This is a genomic window from Nocardioides pacificus (genome assembly GCF_054775955.1).
In genome coordinates, this window is sequence record NZ_BAAHCI010000014.1 from 236,684 (window position 1) to 251,698 (window position 15,015).

Sequence of the window (15,015 nt, forward strand, 5' to 3'; positions counted from 1 at the left end):
AAGAAGGAGGCGTCGCCGGCCTTCTCGGTCAGTCGCCCGGCTCTCATCAACCCGAGGTCCTCCATCCAGGACTCGAACTCAGGCAGGGGACGCAGGCCGAGGGTCTGCCTCAGGCTGGGAGCGTCGTGGAAGCTGGTGCACTGGTAGGACAACATCGCGTCGTCGCCCATCGGCACGCCCATGAAGTAGTTGCAGCCGGCCGCCGACAGCAGCACCGCCAGGTTCTCGATGTCGTTCTGCGCCGCCTTGGCGTGGTTGGTGTAGCAGGCGTCGACGCCCATCGAGATGCCGGTCAGCTTGCCCATGAAGTGGTCCTCGAGCCCGGCCCGCGTGATCTGCACGGTGTCGTAGAGGTACTCCGGCCCGATGAAGCCGACGACCGTGTTGACCTGGAACGGGTGGTAGCGCTTGGCCATCCCGTAGATCCGGGCCTCCATCACCAGCTGGTCGGCGTCGTAGTGGGCGTCGGCCGAGAGCGCCGTCCCCTGCCCCGTCTCGAAGTACATGTAGTTGGGCCCGGCGGTCCAGCAGTGCTTCTTGGCCAGCGCATAGGCCTCGTCCATCATCGCCACGCTGACGCCGAAGGCCTCGTTGGCCTTCTGGGAGCCGGCCAGGCTCTGGAAGACCAGGCCCACCGGGGCGCCGCGCTTCATCGCCTCCATCTGGGTGGTGACGTGGGCGAGCAGGCAGTTCTGGGTCGGGATCTCCCAGCGCTGGATGACGTCGTAGGTCATGTCCAGCAGGCGCATCACGCTGCCGACGCTGTCGTCGGAGGGGTTGATGCCGATCACGCTGTCGCCGGACCCGAACGACAGGCCCTCGTAGAGGGAGGCCCGGATGCCCTCGACCGAGTCGGTCGGGTGGTTGGGCTGGTTGCGCGAGGCGAGCGTGCCCTCGAGCCCGATGGTGTTCTGGGCGTGCGCGACGATCCTGATCTTGCGGGACGCGCAGATCAGGTCGAGGTTCGACATCAGCTTGGTGACGCCGGCCACCATCTCGCCGGTCAGCGCGTTGCTGATCCTGCGGATCATGTCGCCGGTCGTGGTGTCGGCCAGGAGCCACTCCCGGAAGTCTCCGACCGTCCAGCTCTTGATCTCGTCGTAGATGGCCTCGTTGACCGCGTCGTCGATGACGCGGGTCACCTCGTCCTCGTCGTACGGAACGGCGGGGTTGGCGCGGATCACCGACAGCGGTACCTCCGCGAGGACGTAGCGAGCGGCGACCCGCTCGGCGACGCTCTCCGCCGCGATCCCGGCCTGCCGGTCGCCCGACTTCTCCTCGTTGGCCTTGGCCAGGAGCTCCTTGATGCTGCCGAACTCGTACGTCTGGCCGAACAGCTTCGTCCTCAGCAACATGTTCGTGACCTCTCGCTCTCGGTCATCGCGGCTGCACCTTTCCTCATTGGTAGAAGACCAGGGTCTTGACGGACACGGGCACGACACGGCCGTCCACGACGGGCTCTCCGATGTCGATGAAGTCGCCCTCGCCGAGCCCGATCTGGTCGATGGCGACGAGTGGCAGCTGGGGCGCGAGCCCCTTGATGGTCTGGCCGAGCGCCTGGGCGTAGTCGCGTTCGGTCACGAGCACGACCGGACTCTGCTCGCGGTGCGTCGCGCCGACGTAGGCCACGACGCCCTCGGCCAGGCGGGAGAGCGCCGGGTAGTCCAGGTCGCCGGGCAGGTCGAGGGCCAGCGCGATGCCGGTCTCGGCTCCGCGGTCCCACCGCTGTACGGCGGCCCTCAGCGCCTCAGCCAGCACGGCGGGGGCCGGCATCGCGACGCCGTCCCCGGCACCGAGCACGGGCTGGATCACCGGGAGGTCGCGCAGCGGCAGCAGGTCCGGCTCCGCCCAGATCGTCGACCCCGACAGCGTGACCGTCTGACTCGCGGCCCCCAGCACGGTGGCGCGCAGCGTCTCGGGAGGGCGTACGACGTTGAGCCGGCGCAGCCGCACGTCCTCGCGCAGCGAGCGGGCCAGGAGCGGACCGCAGTCGCCGTACGCCGAGATCTGCTCGAGCCCCTCGGCGGGATCCTCGTCGTAGAACGACCGCCCCACGCCGCCCGAGAGGAACACCGCGGTGACGTTGTCGATCCTCGGCAGGGGCGGGGTGAGCGACAGCCGGTCGGCCAACGCGCGGTGCTCCCCCAGCACGAGGTCGACGATCAGGTCGGCCATCGCGTCGGTCAGCTGGCGCAGCGCCGGGACGCTCGCGCGCTGCCCCTCCACGAGGTCGATCCCGAGCTCCTCGACGATCGCCCGCCCCGAGGGCCCCAGGTGCGTGACGATCCCCGACGCGCGGTCCAAGGTGAGCTGGCGACCGCCGACCATGATCGCCGCCGAGGCCACGTGGGCTCCGGCGCGGAAGACCGCGGCGTTGGAGGAGCCTCCGCCGACGTCGACGTTGACGACGGTGGTGTAGCGCTCGGAGGAGTACTGCGCGGCGCCGGACCCGCGTCCGGCGATCTGCGCCTCCAGATTGGGGCCGGCCACCGTGACGACGAAGTCGCCGGCGAGCCCCGAGAGCCCGTTGAGGATCGCCTCGGCGTTGCGGGTCCGGGCGGTCTCACCGGTGATGATCACCGCGCCCGTCTCCACGTCCGCGGGGCCGACGCCCGCCGCGGCGTACTCCCTCTCGACGAGCTCGGTGAGGCGGACGACGTCCACCTCGTCGGGAGATGCCAGCGGGGTGGCATGGACGGGGCTCTGGTAGAGCACTGCCCGGGTGTCGACCTCGAGCCTGGGCACGAGACCGAGTCGGCGGCTGTTGCGCACGGTGAGCTGCGAGAGGACCACCTGGGTGGTGGTCGTGCCGACGTCGATCCCGACGCTCAGCATCTCGCGACTCCCGTGCACCTCCTCCGCCTCCTCAGGACTTCCGGAAGGTCATGGAGCCCTCGACGTCGAGCGAGTCGAGGATGGCCATGATCAGGGCGTCGACGGGCCGGTCCTTGGTCTGCTCACTCTGCCGAGCAGCGCTGCCCCGGGCCACCAGGACCAGCTCGCCCTCGCCGGCGCCGACCCCGTCGACGGCCACGAACGGGTCGCCGACGAGCTCGTCGGAGGGGGTCGCCTCTCGCAGGACCAGCAGCTTCAGGCCGCGGAGCTCGGCCGCCTTGATCGTCGAGACGGCCGAGCCGACGACGCGCGCGATGAGCATCCCAGTCCCCGTCTACACGCCGGACTTGTGCTGGGGGGTCGTTCTCTTCTCGGTGGGGGTCGTGGGGTCCGCACCCGATCCGAACTCCGCCGCCTCACGAGGTACGGCGTCGGGCGCGACGGCGGTCGCCGGGTCCAGCGTGCCGCCCGTCTCGCCGGCGTACGCCGGGTAGGTCTTGCGGAAGAAGAGCCAGGCGACGGCGACGGCGGTGAAGCCGGCGACCAGCTTGCCGACGATCATCGGGAAGATCATGTCGCGCTCCACGCCGGCGGTGAAGCCGAGGTGGTCACCGAAGGTGAACGCGGCGCTCACGGCGAAGGCCGCGTTGAGCACCTTCCCGCGGTTGTCCATGTCCTTGAAGATCTGGAACATCGGGATGTTGTTGGCCAGCGTCGCGATCATGCCGCCGGCAGCGCTGTCGTTCATGCCGAGGAGCCCGCCGACCTTCGACAGCGGCTTCTCTCCGAACTTGATGACCAGGAAGACGAACGGGAACGCGCCGAGCAGCATCATGCCGATGGAACCGATGATCGCGAGACCCTCGGTGGGCGGCGCCAGCTCCCAGCCGTCGGGCATGATCTGCGTCTCGGTCATGTACTCGAACACCGCGAGCACGAGCCCGATGGTGATCACGAAGACCAGGCCCTTGCCGAAGTAGAGGAACCCGGTGGTCATCTTGTCCGGCGCGCGCCACAGACCGATCGCGATCAGCGCCGCAGCGATCACGATCGGGACCAGGTTGGCGAAGACCAACGAGGGCGAGAAGCCAGCGACCAGGCCGCCGACAAGCACCCCGAGCGGGATCGTGACGATGCCGGCCAGGACGCCCTGGGCCAGGAACTTGCGGTCCTCGACGTCGATGATCCCGAGCGCCACGGGGATCGTGAAGACGATCGTGGGGCCCATCATCGCGCCCAGGATGGTGCCGGCGAGGAGGCCGGCGTCGGTCGAGTCGGCCATCTCCATGGCAAGCGGATAGCCACCCATGTCGTTCGCCAGCAGGGTGGTGGCGAACATCGAGGGGTCCGCACCGAGGAACTCGTAGACCGGCACGACGACGGGCTCCAGCAGCTTGGCGAGCACGGGGGCCAGCGAGACGACACCCACCATGGCGAGTGCCAGGGCGCCGAGGGCCATGAAGCCCTCTTCGAACTTCTCGCCGATCCCGAACTTGTTGCCGATGGCCCGGTCGATACCGCCGATGACCATGCAGATCATCATGATCCAGACAATGACTTCGTTGATGTCCATGGCCGCCTCCGGGGGCGGTGCGTCCGTGAGCTCGCAGGGGATCCCGCGACTTATACTCCGGAGCGCTCCCATCTCGGATTCTCGCGGTCGATCGTCCCTCTGGGGGGAGGCAAAGGTCCCTCCGAACGGGCTACGCGCGTCACTTGCAGATAGCCCGAACGGACTAGTGCCTCTCGCGCCGCGGAGGCTTCGACGCGACGGCCGGTCTAGCGTCGGGGCCCGTGCTCGCGTGCGACGGCCCGATCCTGCAGCTCCACCCAATCCAAGGTCGCGGCCCCGCCCGCGAGCTCGTCCCCGGCGTGACGGACCACCGGACGTCGAGTACGACGTGCGCCGCCGTCGCGGCGGAAGACCAGGACCGCCAGCACGGGGAAGGTCCAGGGCCACGTCATCATGCCGTCCACGTAGCCGACGGTCAGCTCCAACCAGGAGCTCACCACCAACGAGGCGACGAAGGCGCTGGCGACGACGTCGTCGCGGGAATGGGTCATGGTCGTCAGACGAGTGACGACGCCGATCTGCAGGATGAAGAGACCGAGGAGGATCACTCCGCCGGTGACGGCGGCCTGCACCGCCTGGTTGTGAGCGTGGCTCGCCGCCGAGATGACCGATGATGCCGAGTTCTCCTGCATGTCGGTGAACCATCGACTACCGAGTCCCCACAGGGGATCGCTCTGCCACCATGCCGTGATCGAGTTGCGCCAGATCGAGCCGCGGCTCGTGAAGGCGTCGTCCTCTGGCCTCAACAGGAACGGCAGCGCTACCAACACGCCGACGGAGGCCCCTATCACCAGGCGCTCCGCCCGCGAACGAAGTCCTCGGTCGGTGATCAACGACAGCCCCAGGACCAGGACAACGGTGAGGGCGATCGCGGCGAGCGAGCCACGACTCGAGGACCAGACGCACGCCACGACCACGACCAGGCCACCCAACCAGCGTGCCCGGGAGCGGCGCAGGAGCAGCACCAGCGGAAACCCCAACGCCATGGATTGCCCCAGGCTGTTCTCGTGCGGATACATCCCGACGAGCATGCCCAGCCCGGGGAGCAGTTGCTTGTCGGTGCGCAGGTTGCCGGCGGTGTCCACCTCGGTCAGCCCGACCGAGGGCACCAGGACCCCCATCAACAGCGCCGTGGCGGCCGTGACGATCAGCAGCACAGCCAGGACCCGGAGCACCCGCAGCCGTGGCCGTGCAGCCGCGATCGCCAGCGTGATGCCCACGAATGTGAGGGCACGATGGTCGAACTGTCCCTCGTAGAGGTCCCGCACCGTCAGGTAGAGCGCCGGCGAGATCAACAGCGCAGCCCGGCCGAGCCCGGCCTCGACGATGTCCTCGTGCCACACCACACACACTGCGACCGAAGCGAGACTCACCCCGAGGATGAAGATCTCCGCGACTATGCCCAGGGCGGCGCTCGGGAACCGGACGTTGATCACGATGGCCATCACGTAGACCCACAGCCCGGCCAGCAGGAAGGCCACCACCTGATCACCACGTGCTTCGCGCGCAGTTCTCCGGCGCCCGGCCGCGCGTGGACCGCGTGCGCGGGCGGAGCCGACCATCCGGCGATGCTACGACACCGCTACCATCTGCGGCATGACCGGGCTGCGCATGTCGGTGGTCGTCCCAGCCCACAACGAAGAACGCGTGATCGGCCGGTTGCTCACCGAGCTGTCTGCGCACTCCCACGAGCTCGAGCTGGTCGTCGTGGCCAACGGGTGCACGGACGACACCGCCGACGCCGCGCGGAGCGCGGCTCCTGACGCGATCGTCCTGGAGATCGACACGGCCTCCAAGATCGCCGCCCTCAACGCGGGCGATGCCGCCGCATCCGTGCTGCCGAGGGCCTACGTCGACGCCGATGCCCGCATCACGGGCCCGGCACTCCTGGCCCTGGCCGACCTCCTCGGAACCACTGCGGCACCGCTGACGGCGGCTCCACGGATGGTGGTGGACACGGCGGGCGCCAGTTGGGCGTCGCGCGCCTACCACGCAGTGTGGACGTGCACCCCCTACGTCCGACGCGGCCCGATCGGCTGCGGTGTCTATGGGTTGAACGCGGCCGCGCGCGCGCAATTCGGGAAGTTCCCCGATGTCGTGGGCGACGATCTGTGGATCGAGCGAATGGCCGGTGAGGACCGAACGGTCCTCGAGGGCCACGAGTTCGTCTACACCGCGCCCCGCACGGCGCGGGCACTGGTGGGCCGGCTGACCCGCTCGACCACGGGCAATCTGCAGCTCCAGCGGGACCATGCCATGGCCGCCAGCACTGGCGCTCCCCCGGGGCTGGTGCGGTCCGTGAGTCGCCAGCCGCGACTGTGGCCCGCGTTCACGGTCTACCTCGGGGTGCGACTCCTGGTCGAGCTGCGGGCACGACGACGGCTGGCCGCTGGTGACCTCCGGTGGACCCGCGATGAGACGAGTCGGCAGACGATGGGGTGAACGGCAGCTCTTGCCGGTGAGCGATTTCCCCACGGGCAGCCACCGGCATCGATAGCATTCTCGAAAATTCGTCAGCCACCAGGAGCGCCGTCAGTGACAACTCATCGACTGGTCTCCCTCGTCCGCCGACGGCTGCTGGTGATCATCCTGGGCGTCGTCCTCGGTGTCGGTGCCGCCGGCCTCTACTCGGTGCTCGCGACGCCGGTGTACTCCTCGACGACCAAGCTCTACGCCTCCCCGACGATCACCGACGCCAACGGCTCCGAGCTTCTCAACTCCGGTCTCTACACACGAGACCAGGTGAAGAGCTATGCCCAGCTGGTCACCACACCGACCGTGCTCGACGACGTGATCGACGAACTCGACCTGGACGTCAGCTCCCGAGAGCTCTCCCGACAGGTCTCCGTCACGGTTCCGCTGAACACAGTCGTCGTGGAGATCACGGCCCACGACGATGCCCCCGACGAGGCAGCCGAGCTTGCCGCGGCGATCGCCAAGGAGCTCCCGTCCGTCGTCGAGGCCCTCGAGCAGCGAAGTGAGGGCAAGCGGGCGCCGATGCGGCTCAGCGTCATCCAGGACGCCACCGCTCCCGAGTTCCGGGACTCCCCCAACATCCGCGTCAACCTCTTGGCCGGTCTCCTCCTGGGAGCGATTCTCGGCCTCTCGATCGCCATCGCCCTGGAGGCGCTGCGCCGCCGGGTGACGTCGGTCGGCGAGGTGGAGGAGCTGACCGGTCTGCCGGTGCTCGGGCTGCTCCCCGAGCCCGGCTCGGAGTCCACCCCCGACAGTCAGCGCGCCACCCGCTTGGTCTGGGCCTCGATGCTCGCCGCGGTGGGTCATGCCCCTCGCGCGTTCCTGCTCGCCTCCATCGCCGAGGGCTCCTCAGCCTCCCGACTCGCCTCCCGCCTCGCACCGATAATCGCCGAGACCGAGCGAAGCGTGGTCTGGGTCGACGCCGATCTGCTGGGCGGACGCACCACCACCGCGCTGGGCGTAGGCGTGACTCCCGGGCTGGCCGACGTCCTCTCTGGCGAGGCGACCCTGGACGAGATCGTCGTCCCGTGGGGTGACTCGACGATGAGTGTGGTGCCCTCAGGGTCCTCCACGAGCGACGCGTCCAGTCAGTACGCCGGCGCCGCACTCGCCGCCGCGATCGAGGATCTGCGTGGCGGCTTCGAGACCGTGGTCGTTGACGGGACCTCCACCACGGACCTGTCCGCTCTGGCGCTGCTGGCTCAGCACGTCGAGGCAGTCGTGCTCGTAGTCACCCCGGCCGTGCAACGCGATCAGCTGGCACAGGTCGCCAGGGAGATCCGGGCCGCGAGCATGCGTGTCGTGGGCCTGGTGATCGACGACATCGCCGCTCGGGACCGCGCCGACTTCGAGCGCCGACTGGTGAGCCAGGGGGACGTGGTCGACGACTGACGGATCCTGCGAGGCCGCTCAGGAGCGGTAGTGCTGGAACCGGCGATCGGCGATGCCCGTGAGTTGTCCGGTGTACGCGACGGCCCGCCGGAACCAGGTGAACGCGGACGCTCGGGACTGCGGCACGTGCACCAGTGCCATGAGAAGGGCCACCGGGATCCTCGCCAACGACCCCACCAGCAGCACCACCGAGCGGCGGACGCGCGATGCGCCGCGCAGCCGGACCACCTGGGTCCGCGCGTAGGTCTGCCCGCCGCTGAAGGACCTCACCAGCAGCCACCGACGCGTCGCTCGTTCGGGCGGCACGATCTCGTTGACCATCGCCTCGGCACACCACACGAGCCGGGCCCCGAGGCGTTCCAGGTCCCCGAACATCATGCAGTCCTCGCCTCCGGTTCTCCCGAAGTCGGGGTCGAACGGGCCGGGCAGCGCGCCGAGCAGCTCCCGTCGTACGAGGGCGTTGCCCGTGAAGCTCTCGTTGGGACGCATCCGCTGACCGGTGGGGCGTCGGGGCACGGCGAAGAACCCGCCGTCCCTGATCCAGGGGTCGACGCCGTCGGCGAAGTGCGGACGGACAGGTCCCAGGACAGCATCCGCATCGAAGCGTCGTTGGGTCTCCAGAAGCGCCGTCGCCCAGCCGGGCTCGGGCCATTCGTCGTCGTCGATCATGAGGACGAACACCCCGCGGGCAGCTGCCACCGCCGCATTGCGGGCCAATGCGATGCTCGGCTCGAGGACCCGGCGCACCACCACCGGGAAGGGCATGCTGGATCGGTGCCCCTCGACGACCGGCAGAGCGGACCCATCAGGGTCGTTGTCGACGACGATGATCTCTGCGGTCACCGTCCCGAAGTCGTGGCTGGCCAGCCTTGCCAGGAGACTCGAGAGCAGGGCGGGACGCCGATAGGTGCAGATGCACACGCTGATGTCGGGCGTCGCGTCCGGGCGGGGGTTCATGGCTCCTCCTTGGACGTGGTCAACGGCTTGCCCCGGTGCGGGTAGGGCGGTAGCCCCGGAGCGCGTGCGGCACGAAACGTCCCCACACCAGGACGCCGGTCATCACTTCCACGACCACGAGTGCCGACACCGCTCCGGCCGTACCGAAGAGCAGCAGCAGGACCGGCAGCGCAACAGCGAGCAGCCCGAGGCTCACGACCGCACTGACGAGCAGCACCTTGTAGGCGTCCAGACTCAGCAACAGGACAGTCCCGATCGACCTGAGCGAGTAGGCCAGGAAGTAGACCGCCCAGGCGATCACGAGGGCACCGAGATCGTCGTAGTCGCCGCCGAGGACATGCTCCTCGAGCCAGGGCAAGCCCGCGACGACCACGGCCGAGTAGGCAAAGGCGACCACCACCAGGGCGACCGACGACGTCACGACGAGTCGTCGAAGCACGCCTCGGTCGTCGTCGGCCAACACCCGTCCCAGCATGGGCCGCGCGACCCTCGCCCAGGCGACGACGCTCAACGAGATCGGAACCAGGAGGAGACGCGAGGCGTTCAGCTCAGCGGCGGCTGCGGTGCTGACCAACGCCGCGGCCACGTAGAGGTAGCTGAAGTTCACCACCCATGAGATCAGGGCGCCCGGAAGAGCGAGGCGGGCCCGCACCAGCGCCTCCCTGCGATGGTGCGCATACTCCCCTCGGTCGCCTTCCCGGCCGGGCAGCCGGGCTCCCACCACGAGCGGGACCAGGGCGGCACCCGCCATCGCGAGCAGCACCATCGCGAGATCGAGGCGGCCCCACCAGGCGAGCGCCCCGACCGCACCGAGCATCACGACGCCGTAGGCGATGTCGGTGACCAGCACGGAGCCCGGTCGTCCCTCCAGGAATCCGATCGCACGCTGAAGCTCACGCCTGACGGTGAGGTAGGTGTAGACCGTGAAGGCTCCGGCGACGGCAGCAGCCTTTCCCTCACCGGGTCCCAGCACCAGGTAGGCCGCGAGGCCGAGCACCAGGACGATCAGGCCGGTCGTACGGCGATGGAGAGCCACCAGGTCACCGACCAGAGAGCCACGCTCATGCTCGCGGCGAGTTGAGCCCAGCGTGGTGAGGGGGTTGACCACGACGGCCTCGGCCACCGTGACAGCAAGCAGACCCGCCGCGAACAACTGGGCGTAGGTGCCGTAGTCCGTCTGGGACGTGCCGCGCACCAGCGCGAGGCCGACCCCCATGTTGAGCAGGCTGAGCCAGGCCTGGTCGATGACCGAGGTGAACGAGTGCGCCAGCAAACGCCGTCCCGATGCGGTCCCTGCCGATGGCGAAGTGGCCGTCTCCGGCGCCGAGGGCACGTTCACGCAACGACACCCATCGGGCAGCTCCTCGGTTGCGCCGTCGCGCGTATCTCAGTCGTGGCGATGTGCCGATTCCCCGAGTTGGCGTTGGTCGGCAGAAAGGGTACGTGCTCCTGGCCGACTCGCAGACTCGGGCTCACCGCAGCGGTAGCATGCTGCGGTGAGCTCAGTGCACGTCGCCGTCGTGATCGACGACGACCTGGATCAGATATCTCTGATCTCGACCATCCTGAGCCAATCGGGTTTCGACGTCGTGACCGCCGTTGACGGCCCTGCCGGCATCGAGGCCGTGCGCCGCCATCAACCATTGCTGGTCACCGTCGACTTGGACATGCCCGGCATCGACGGGTTCGAGACCACGCGACGCATCCGGGAGTTCAGCAACTGCTTCGTGCTCATCGTGACCTCCAAGCAGACCGAGATCGACGTCGTCCTGAGTCTGGGAGTCGGGGCTGATGGATACGTCGCCAAGCCGCTGAGCCCTCGCGCGTTCCGGGCCCGTGTCGAGGCACTCGTGCGACGCCCGCGCGCCATGGTGGGCGGGGCAGATCGGGAGCGTCCGGCAGTCACAGCGGTCGCTGCCAGCACGCCGTCGCCGCTTGCAGAGGTCGCCGAGCTGGTGGGCAGCGCCCCCGACGTCCCGCAGCCTCCTCGCATGCCTCCCGTGCCCCCACTTCCCATGCCCCCGCCCCCCATCCCTGCGTCATCACCATTGGCACCGTCACCTGCACCCGATCCCGTCGATCCCGTCGATCCCGTCGATCCGGTCGAACCCGTCGAAGCCGACGAGCCCGACGAAGCCGTCGGGCCCGACGAGCCCGCCGAAGCCCTCGAGGCGGCCCCGGTCAGCGAGGTCGCCCCGACGCTCGAGCAGGCACCCGTTGTCGATCCGGTGACCGATGTCGATGACCCCTGGATCGAGACGCGTGGGCTGTCCCTGCAGTTGGCGACCGGCCAGGTCAGGATCGACGGCGAGAGCATCGACGTCTCTCCTGAGGAGCTGCTCGTCCTGCACGCCCTGCTCACCGGAGCGCGCAAGGTGCACAGTCGCGCGATGATCGCTCGGCTGATCACCGAGACCCCCGAGACACTCACCTTCACGGACCGCAGCGCGGCCGACGCGGTCGTGGTCAGCCTGCTCGCCAAGCTGGGCGAGAGCCGGGTGCGGCCGCGATGGATCGAGGCGGTCTCGGGCATCGGCTATCGGCGCGTCGCCCGATAGCAGCCCCGTCTCGCACCCGCGCCTGATCTGGACGATCACGGCTTCACGGGACCACGCCGCATCGACCTGGCGATGACGAGCGCGAAACGAGGCCCCTTCAGGAGGTAGCGCCCGGCCAGACGTCGAGGCTCCTGGGCCAGACGCCACACCCACTCGCCTCCCACCCGCTGGACCACGCGTGGCGCGCGGCTCACCGCACCGGCCGCGAAGTCGACCGCCGCCCCGGCACCGACGTACACGGCGGGTGGCAGCCGGTCGCGCCAGTGCAGGAACCACAGCTCCTGCTTGGGGGCGCCGAGGCAGACGAAGACGGCATCGGGGGCCTGGCGCGTCAGCTCCTCGATCACCGGCAACGAGGCCTCGTCCTCCACTCCCGTGACGATGGGGAACTCGACGGCGGAGACCTGGCTGTTGGGATAGCGCTCCCGCAGCTGAGCAGAGGCACGCTCGGCCACGCCGGGAGCCCCGCCGAGGACCGAGACCCGCCATCCGCGGGTGGCCGAGTGCTCGGCCACCATCGGCAGCAGGTCTGCCCCGGTGTGCCGGTGCACGTCAGCGGCGCCGAGCATCCGAGCCAGCTGCACGACCGGCTGGCCGTCGATCACGATGAGATCCGCACCCGCATAGACCTGACCGGTCGCAGACTCGCGTTCGAGGTCGAGCAGCTGGTCCACGTTGGCGGTGACCACGAGTGCGGGCCGCTTCTGGCTGAGCAACGAGTCGAAATGCTCGATGAGGGCGACGCTGTCCGAGCTGAAGAGCGGATAGGCGTTGAGGAAGAGCCTCCCCCTGCTGTCGACCCGCAGCCGGACCCTGCTGTCGGGAGCCGATGCCTGGAGATCCGCCTGCATCCGGCTCACGCGACGCAACAGCAGGGTGCGGACCAGCAGCAGTCGGAAGGTCCGCCAGACGATGCCGAGGTCGCGCAGCATCGACCAGTTCTCGACGTACTCCAGGTCGAGCTTCACCGCCTCGTCCCACGACATGTCGGTGCGGCCGCTGACCTGCCAGGTGCCGGTCATCCCCTGCTTCACGAGCAGACGGCGCTGGGCGAGCTCGCTCTGGTCACCTGCCTCCCCGGGGGTCCCCGGACGAGGTCCGACCACGCTCATGTCGCCGGTGAGCACGTTGAACAGCTGGGGAAGCTCTCGGATCGAGGAGCGGTCGAGGAAGGCACCGACCCGGGTGATCCTCGGGTCGTGGGCATCTGCCAGCAGTCGAGGGTTGTCCGGCTCCCCGATCTGTTCCAGACCATCCAGATCGATGGGGTTCGCACGCGGGGCGTCGACGTCCGCCCCCGGCCGGCTGGTCGCGAACCTCCACATCCCGAAGCGCTCGCCCTCGGAGCCGAGCCGCTCGACGCGTTGCAGCGCCGGGCCCGTGCCGCTGAGGCGTACGGCGACCGCGGCGGCCAGCAGCACCGGCCACAGGACGAGCAGGGCCACGCTCGCGAAGACGAGGTCGAAGGCACGCTTGGACGTCTGGTTGCTGCTCGAGTAGCGAGGGGCTTCGACGTGGACGAACGACTGCGACCCGACCTCACGCAGGTGGAGGCGCGGCTGGGAGACGCCGACGACGTTGGGCGAGACGAGGAGCTCGACGCCGAGAGGGTGCAGCTGCCACAGCAGATCGTTGAGCCCATCGGGGCCGAGCTGCTCGCTGGAGGTGGCCAGCACGGTGTCCGCCTCGGTCGACCTCACCACCTCAGTGACGTCACACTGCGCCGGGAAGACGGGGATCGCATGGTCGCCGCCCTCCAGGCCGTGCAGACTCGTCGGCTCGTCCTCCTGGTCGGTCAACAGGACACCGGTGACCCGATAGCCGAGCTCGGGCCTGGCAGCGAACGCCGTGGCGACCCGCCGGGCCGACCGCGTGGTGCCCAGGATCAGGACGCCGCAGTGAGCGCGGCCCACCCGCCGCTCACGGCGCAGCCAGCGCCGCCACAGCCAGCGCTCGGCCGCGAGGCCGGCACATCCGAACACCGCGGTGAGCAGTAGGTAGTGGCGCGAGAAGCTCAGATTGGCCACCAGGGCGGTGATCGCGAGCGCCCCGAAGAGGGTGAACGTCGCGTGTAGCACCCGTGGGAGCTCCTCGGGGGTGCCGAGCACCGCGGGCTCCTGGGCGCGCAGCCCCTTCAACAGCAGCCACCACACCAGCCCGATCACCCAGGCCGCGGTCAGATAGCGGAGGTCTCCGTTGATCCTGTCCGACCCGTCCTCACCGAATCGCACCCACCACGCGGCGTACAACGCCGCTTGGATGACCACAAGGTCACCGGCACTCACCCGCCGCGCCAACGTGAGCTGCCACCGTGGTGGGCGCGCGGGAGCCATCGTGATCTCCCCCCGTCCGGCGAGCGCCCAATGCCTCGCCGGCACGAAAGTAGGAGAGACCGAGCTGAAGTGCAGCCGTAGCGACAGAACGTGTCCGAGTGCTGTCCAAGTTGTTGCCTGGGGGCCCCGATGCCCTTGGCCCGATGCCTTGGCCCGATGCCTTGGCCAGATGCCGCCGGCCGGCCCGGGTGTCCCGGGCCGGCCGACGGTGTCGCTCTAGGTCGTGCTGTGCGTGTCGCTCAGAGGTCGATCGGGCGCAGAACGAGGTTGATGCCGTGCGCGATCTGCTTGTTGCCCTTGTTGATGTCGAGGGCGACCACGCGCGGGTTGGGGTCGTTGCGGTCGGCGTCGTTGAGGAAGACCTTGCCGCCGCGCACACGGACCGTCAGCTTCGAGCCCAGTGCCGTCGTCACCTCCTTGTTGTTCAGTGCCACGACCCGACGAGAGTTGAGGGTCTTGCCGGGCGCGACGTGGTAGAGCAGCACGGTCTCGAGGGTGTCCACGTCCGCCACGCTCGCGATGGCGTTGAAGACACTCTTCTCGGAGTGGAAGCGCTTGCCGGTGAGGTCGTGGGCGAGACGCCGGAATGCGCGGTCGTTGGGCACGAACGCGGTGAGACGCGTGCCTCCCTGGGTGAGGACCTTGACCGCGCTGTCCGGCTTCGCGTCGAGGACCGTGAGGACCGCCTGCTCCACGATGTCGAAGTCGGTCCACTTGCGGTCGAAGCCACTGTCTGCGGCGAGCACCGTGGCCAGGCTGCGATTGCCGGCCTTGCGCGCCGACTCGTCCGCGGCCTGAGCGGGGGCGACGCCCAGGGTGCTGCCGGCCAGGGCTGCCGTGACGACGCCGACGAGGCCGAGCTTGATGCTGTGACGCTGGTTCATGATGCTTC

At 69.2% G+C, this 15,015-nt stretch carries 12 protein-coding genes; 3 read left to right on the forward strand and 9 right to left on the reverse strand.

Annotated features, from left to right (window positions below; all coding sequences use genetic code 11):
- The 5 genes from ACYU7L_RS17505 to ACYU7L_RS17525 all read right to left on the reverse strand — a co-directional run.
- Nucleotides 1-1,355: ethanolamine ammonia-lyase subunit EutB (locus ACYU7L_RS17505; protein WP_460799307.1), on the reverse strand; the 1,355-nt coding region annotated here is incomplete at its 3' end.
- Between the two features lie 43 nt (nucleotides 1,356-1,398).
- Nucleotides 1,399-2,853, reverse strand: a complete 1,455-nt coding sequence (locus ACYU7L_RS17510) for an ethanolamine ammonia-lyase reactivating factor EutA (protein ID WP_460799309.1) — start codon at nucleotides 2,851-2,853, stop codon at nucleotides 1,399-1,401.
- Between the two features lie 13 nt (nucleotides 2,854-2,866).
- Nucleotides 2,867-3,157, reverse strand: a complete 291-nt coding sequence (locus tag ACYU7L_RS17515) for a EutN/CcmL family microcompartment protein (RefSeq protein WP_460799313.1) — start codon at nucleotides 3,155-3,157, stop codon at nucleotides 2,867-2,869.
- 12 nt (nucleotides 3,158-3,169) lie between these two features.
- A complete protein-coding gene (locus ACYU7L_RS17520) occupies nucleotides 3,170-4,408 on the reverse strand; it encodes an ethanolamine utilization protein EutH (RefSeq protein WP_460799315.1) in 1,239 nt (412 codons plus the stop codon).
- 206 nt (nucleotides 4,409-4,614) lie between these two features.
- A complete protein-coding gene (locus tag ACYU7L_RS17525) occupies nucleotides 4,615-5,970 on the reverse strand; it encodes an O-antigen ligase family protein (protein ID WP_460799317.1) in 1,356 nt (451 codons plus the stop codon).
- Between the two features lie 34 nt (nucleotides 5,971-6,004).
- Between ACYU7L_RS17525 and ACYU7L_RS17530 the strand changes: the two genes are divergently transcribed.
- A complete protein-coding gene (locus ACYU7L_RS17530; protein ID WP_460799319.1) occupies nucleotides 6,005-6,850 on the forward strand; it encodes a glycosyltransferase in 846 nt (281 codons plus the stop codon).
- 93 nt (nucleotides 6,851-6,943) lie between these two features.
- Nucleotides 6,944-8,275 (forward strand): Wzz/FepE/Etk N-terminal domain-containing protein, encoded by a 1,332-nt coding sequence (locus ACYU7L_RS17535; RefSeq protein ID WP_460799321.1) that lies wholly within the window; start codon nucleotides 6,944-6,946, stop codon nucleotides 8,273-8,275.
- Nucleotides 8,276-8,293: 18 nt separating this feature from the next.
- On the opposite strand, the gene ACYU7L_RS17540 is transcribed toward ACYU7L_RS17535, so the two are convergent.
- Both ACYU7L_RS17540 and ACYU7L_RS17545 read right to left on the reverse strand, forming a co-directional pair.
- A complete protein-coding gene (locus ACYU7L_RS17540) occupies nucleotides 8,294-9,232 on the reverse strand; it encodes a glycosyltransferase family 2 protein (protein WP_460799323.1) in 939 nt (312 codons plus the stop codon).
- 19 nt (nucleotides 9,233-9,251) lie between these two features.
- Complete coding sequence (locus ACYU7L_RS17545; RefSeq protein WP_460799325.1) at nucleotides 9,252-10,505, reverse strand: lipopolysaccharide biosynthesis protein; 1,254 nt, start codon at nucleotides 10,503-10,505, stop codon at nucleotides 9,252-9,254.
- Between the two features lie 223 nt (nucleotides 10,506-10,728).
- On the opposite strand from ACYU7L_RS17545, the gene ACYU7L_RS17550 reads away from it, so the two are divergent.
- Nucleotides 10,729-11,790 carry a response regulator gene (locus ACYU7L_RS17550; RefSeq protein ID WP_460799327.1) on the forward strand — a complete coding sequence of 354 codons (1,062 nt, stop codon included), beginning with the start codon at nucleotides 10,729-10,731 and terminating at the stop codon, nucleotides 11,788-11,790.
- 35 nt (nucleotides 11,791-11,825) lie between these two features.
- Here ACYU7L_RS17550 and ACYU7L_RS17555 read toward each other — a convergent pair whose 3' ends face one another.
- Both ACYU7L_RS17555 and ACYU7L_RS17560 read right to left on the reverse strand, forming a co-directional pair.
- Nucleotides 11,826-14,075 carry an exopolysaccharide biosynthesis polyprenyl glycosylphosphotransferase gene (locus ACYU7L_RS17555; protein ID WP_460799330.1) on the reverse strand — a complete coding sequence of 750 codons (2,250 nt, stop codon included), beginning with the start codon at nucleotides 14,073-14,075 and terminating at the stop codon, nucleotides 11,826-11,828.
- A gap of 287 nt (nucleotides 14,076-14,362) precedes the next feature.
- Nucleotides 14,363-15,007: a fasciclin domain-containing protein gene (locus ACYU7L_RS17560; protein ID WP_460799332.1), complete on the reverse strand. Its 645-nt coding sequence runs from the start codon at nucleotides 15,005-15,007 to the stop codon at nucleotides 14,363-14,365.
- Nucleotides 15,008-15,015 lie beyond the last annotated feature (8 nt).

What these genes read in the sequence shown, in the direction of transcription:
- ACYU7L_RS17515 (WP_460799313.1), bottom strand. Translation starts at nt 3,157, where the DNA reads ATGCTCATCGCGCGCGTCGTCGGCTCGGCCGTCTCGACGATCAAGGCG.
- ACYU7L_RS17520 (WP_460799315.1), bottom strand. Translation starts at nt 4,408, where the DNA reads ATGGACATCAACGAAGTCATTGTCTGGATCATGATGATCTGCATGGTC.
- ACYU7L_RS17525 (WP_460799317.1), bottom strand. Translation starts at nt 5,970, where the DNA reads ATGGTCGGCTCCGCCCGCGCACGCGGTCCACGCGCGGCCGGGCGCCGG.
- ACYU7L_RS17530 (WP_460799319.1), top strand. Translation starts at nt 6,005, where the DNA reads ATGACCGGGCTGCGCATGTCGGTGGTCGTCCCAGCCCACAACGAAGAA.
- ACYU7L_RS17540 (WP_460799323.1), bottom strand. Translation starts at nt 9,232, where the DNA reads ATGAACCCCCGCCCGGACGCGACGCCCGACATCAGCGTGTGCATCTGC.
- ACYU7L_RS17560 (WP_460799332.1), bottom strand. Translation starts at nt 15,007, where the DNA reads ATGAACCAGCGTCACAGCATCAAGCTCGGCCTCGTCGGCGTCGTCACG.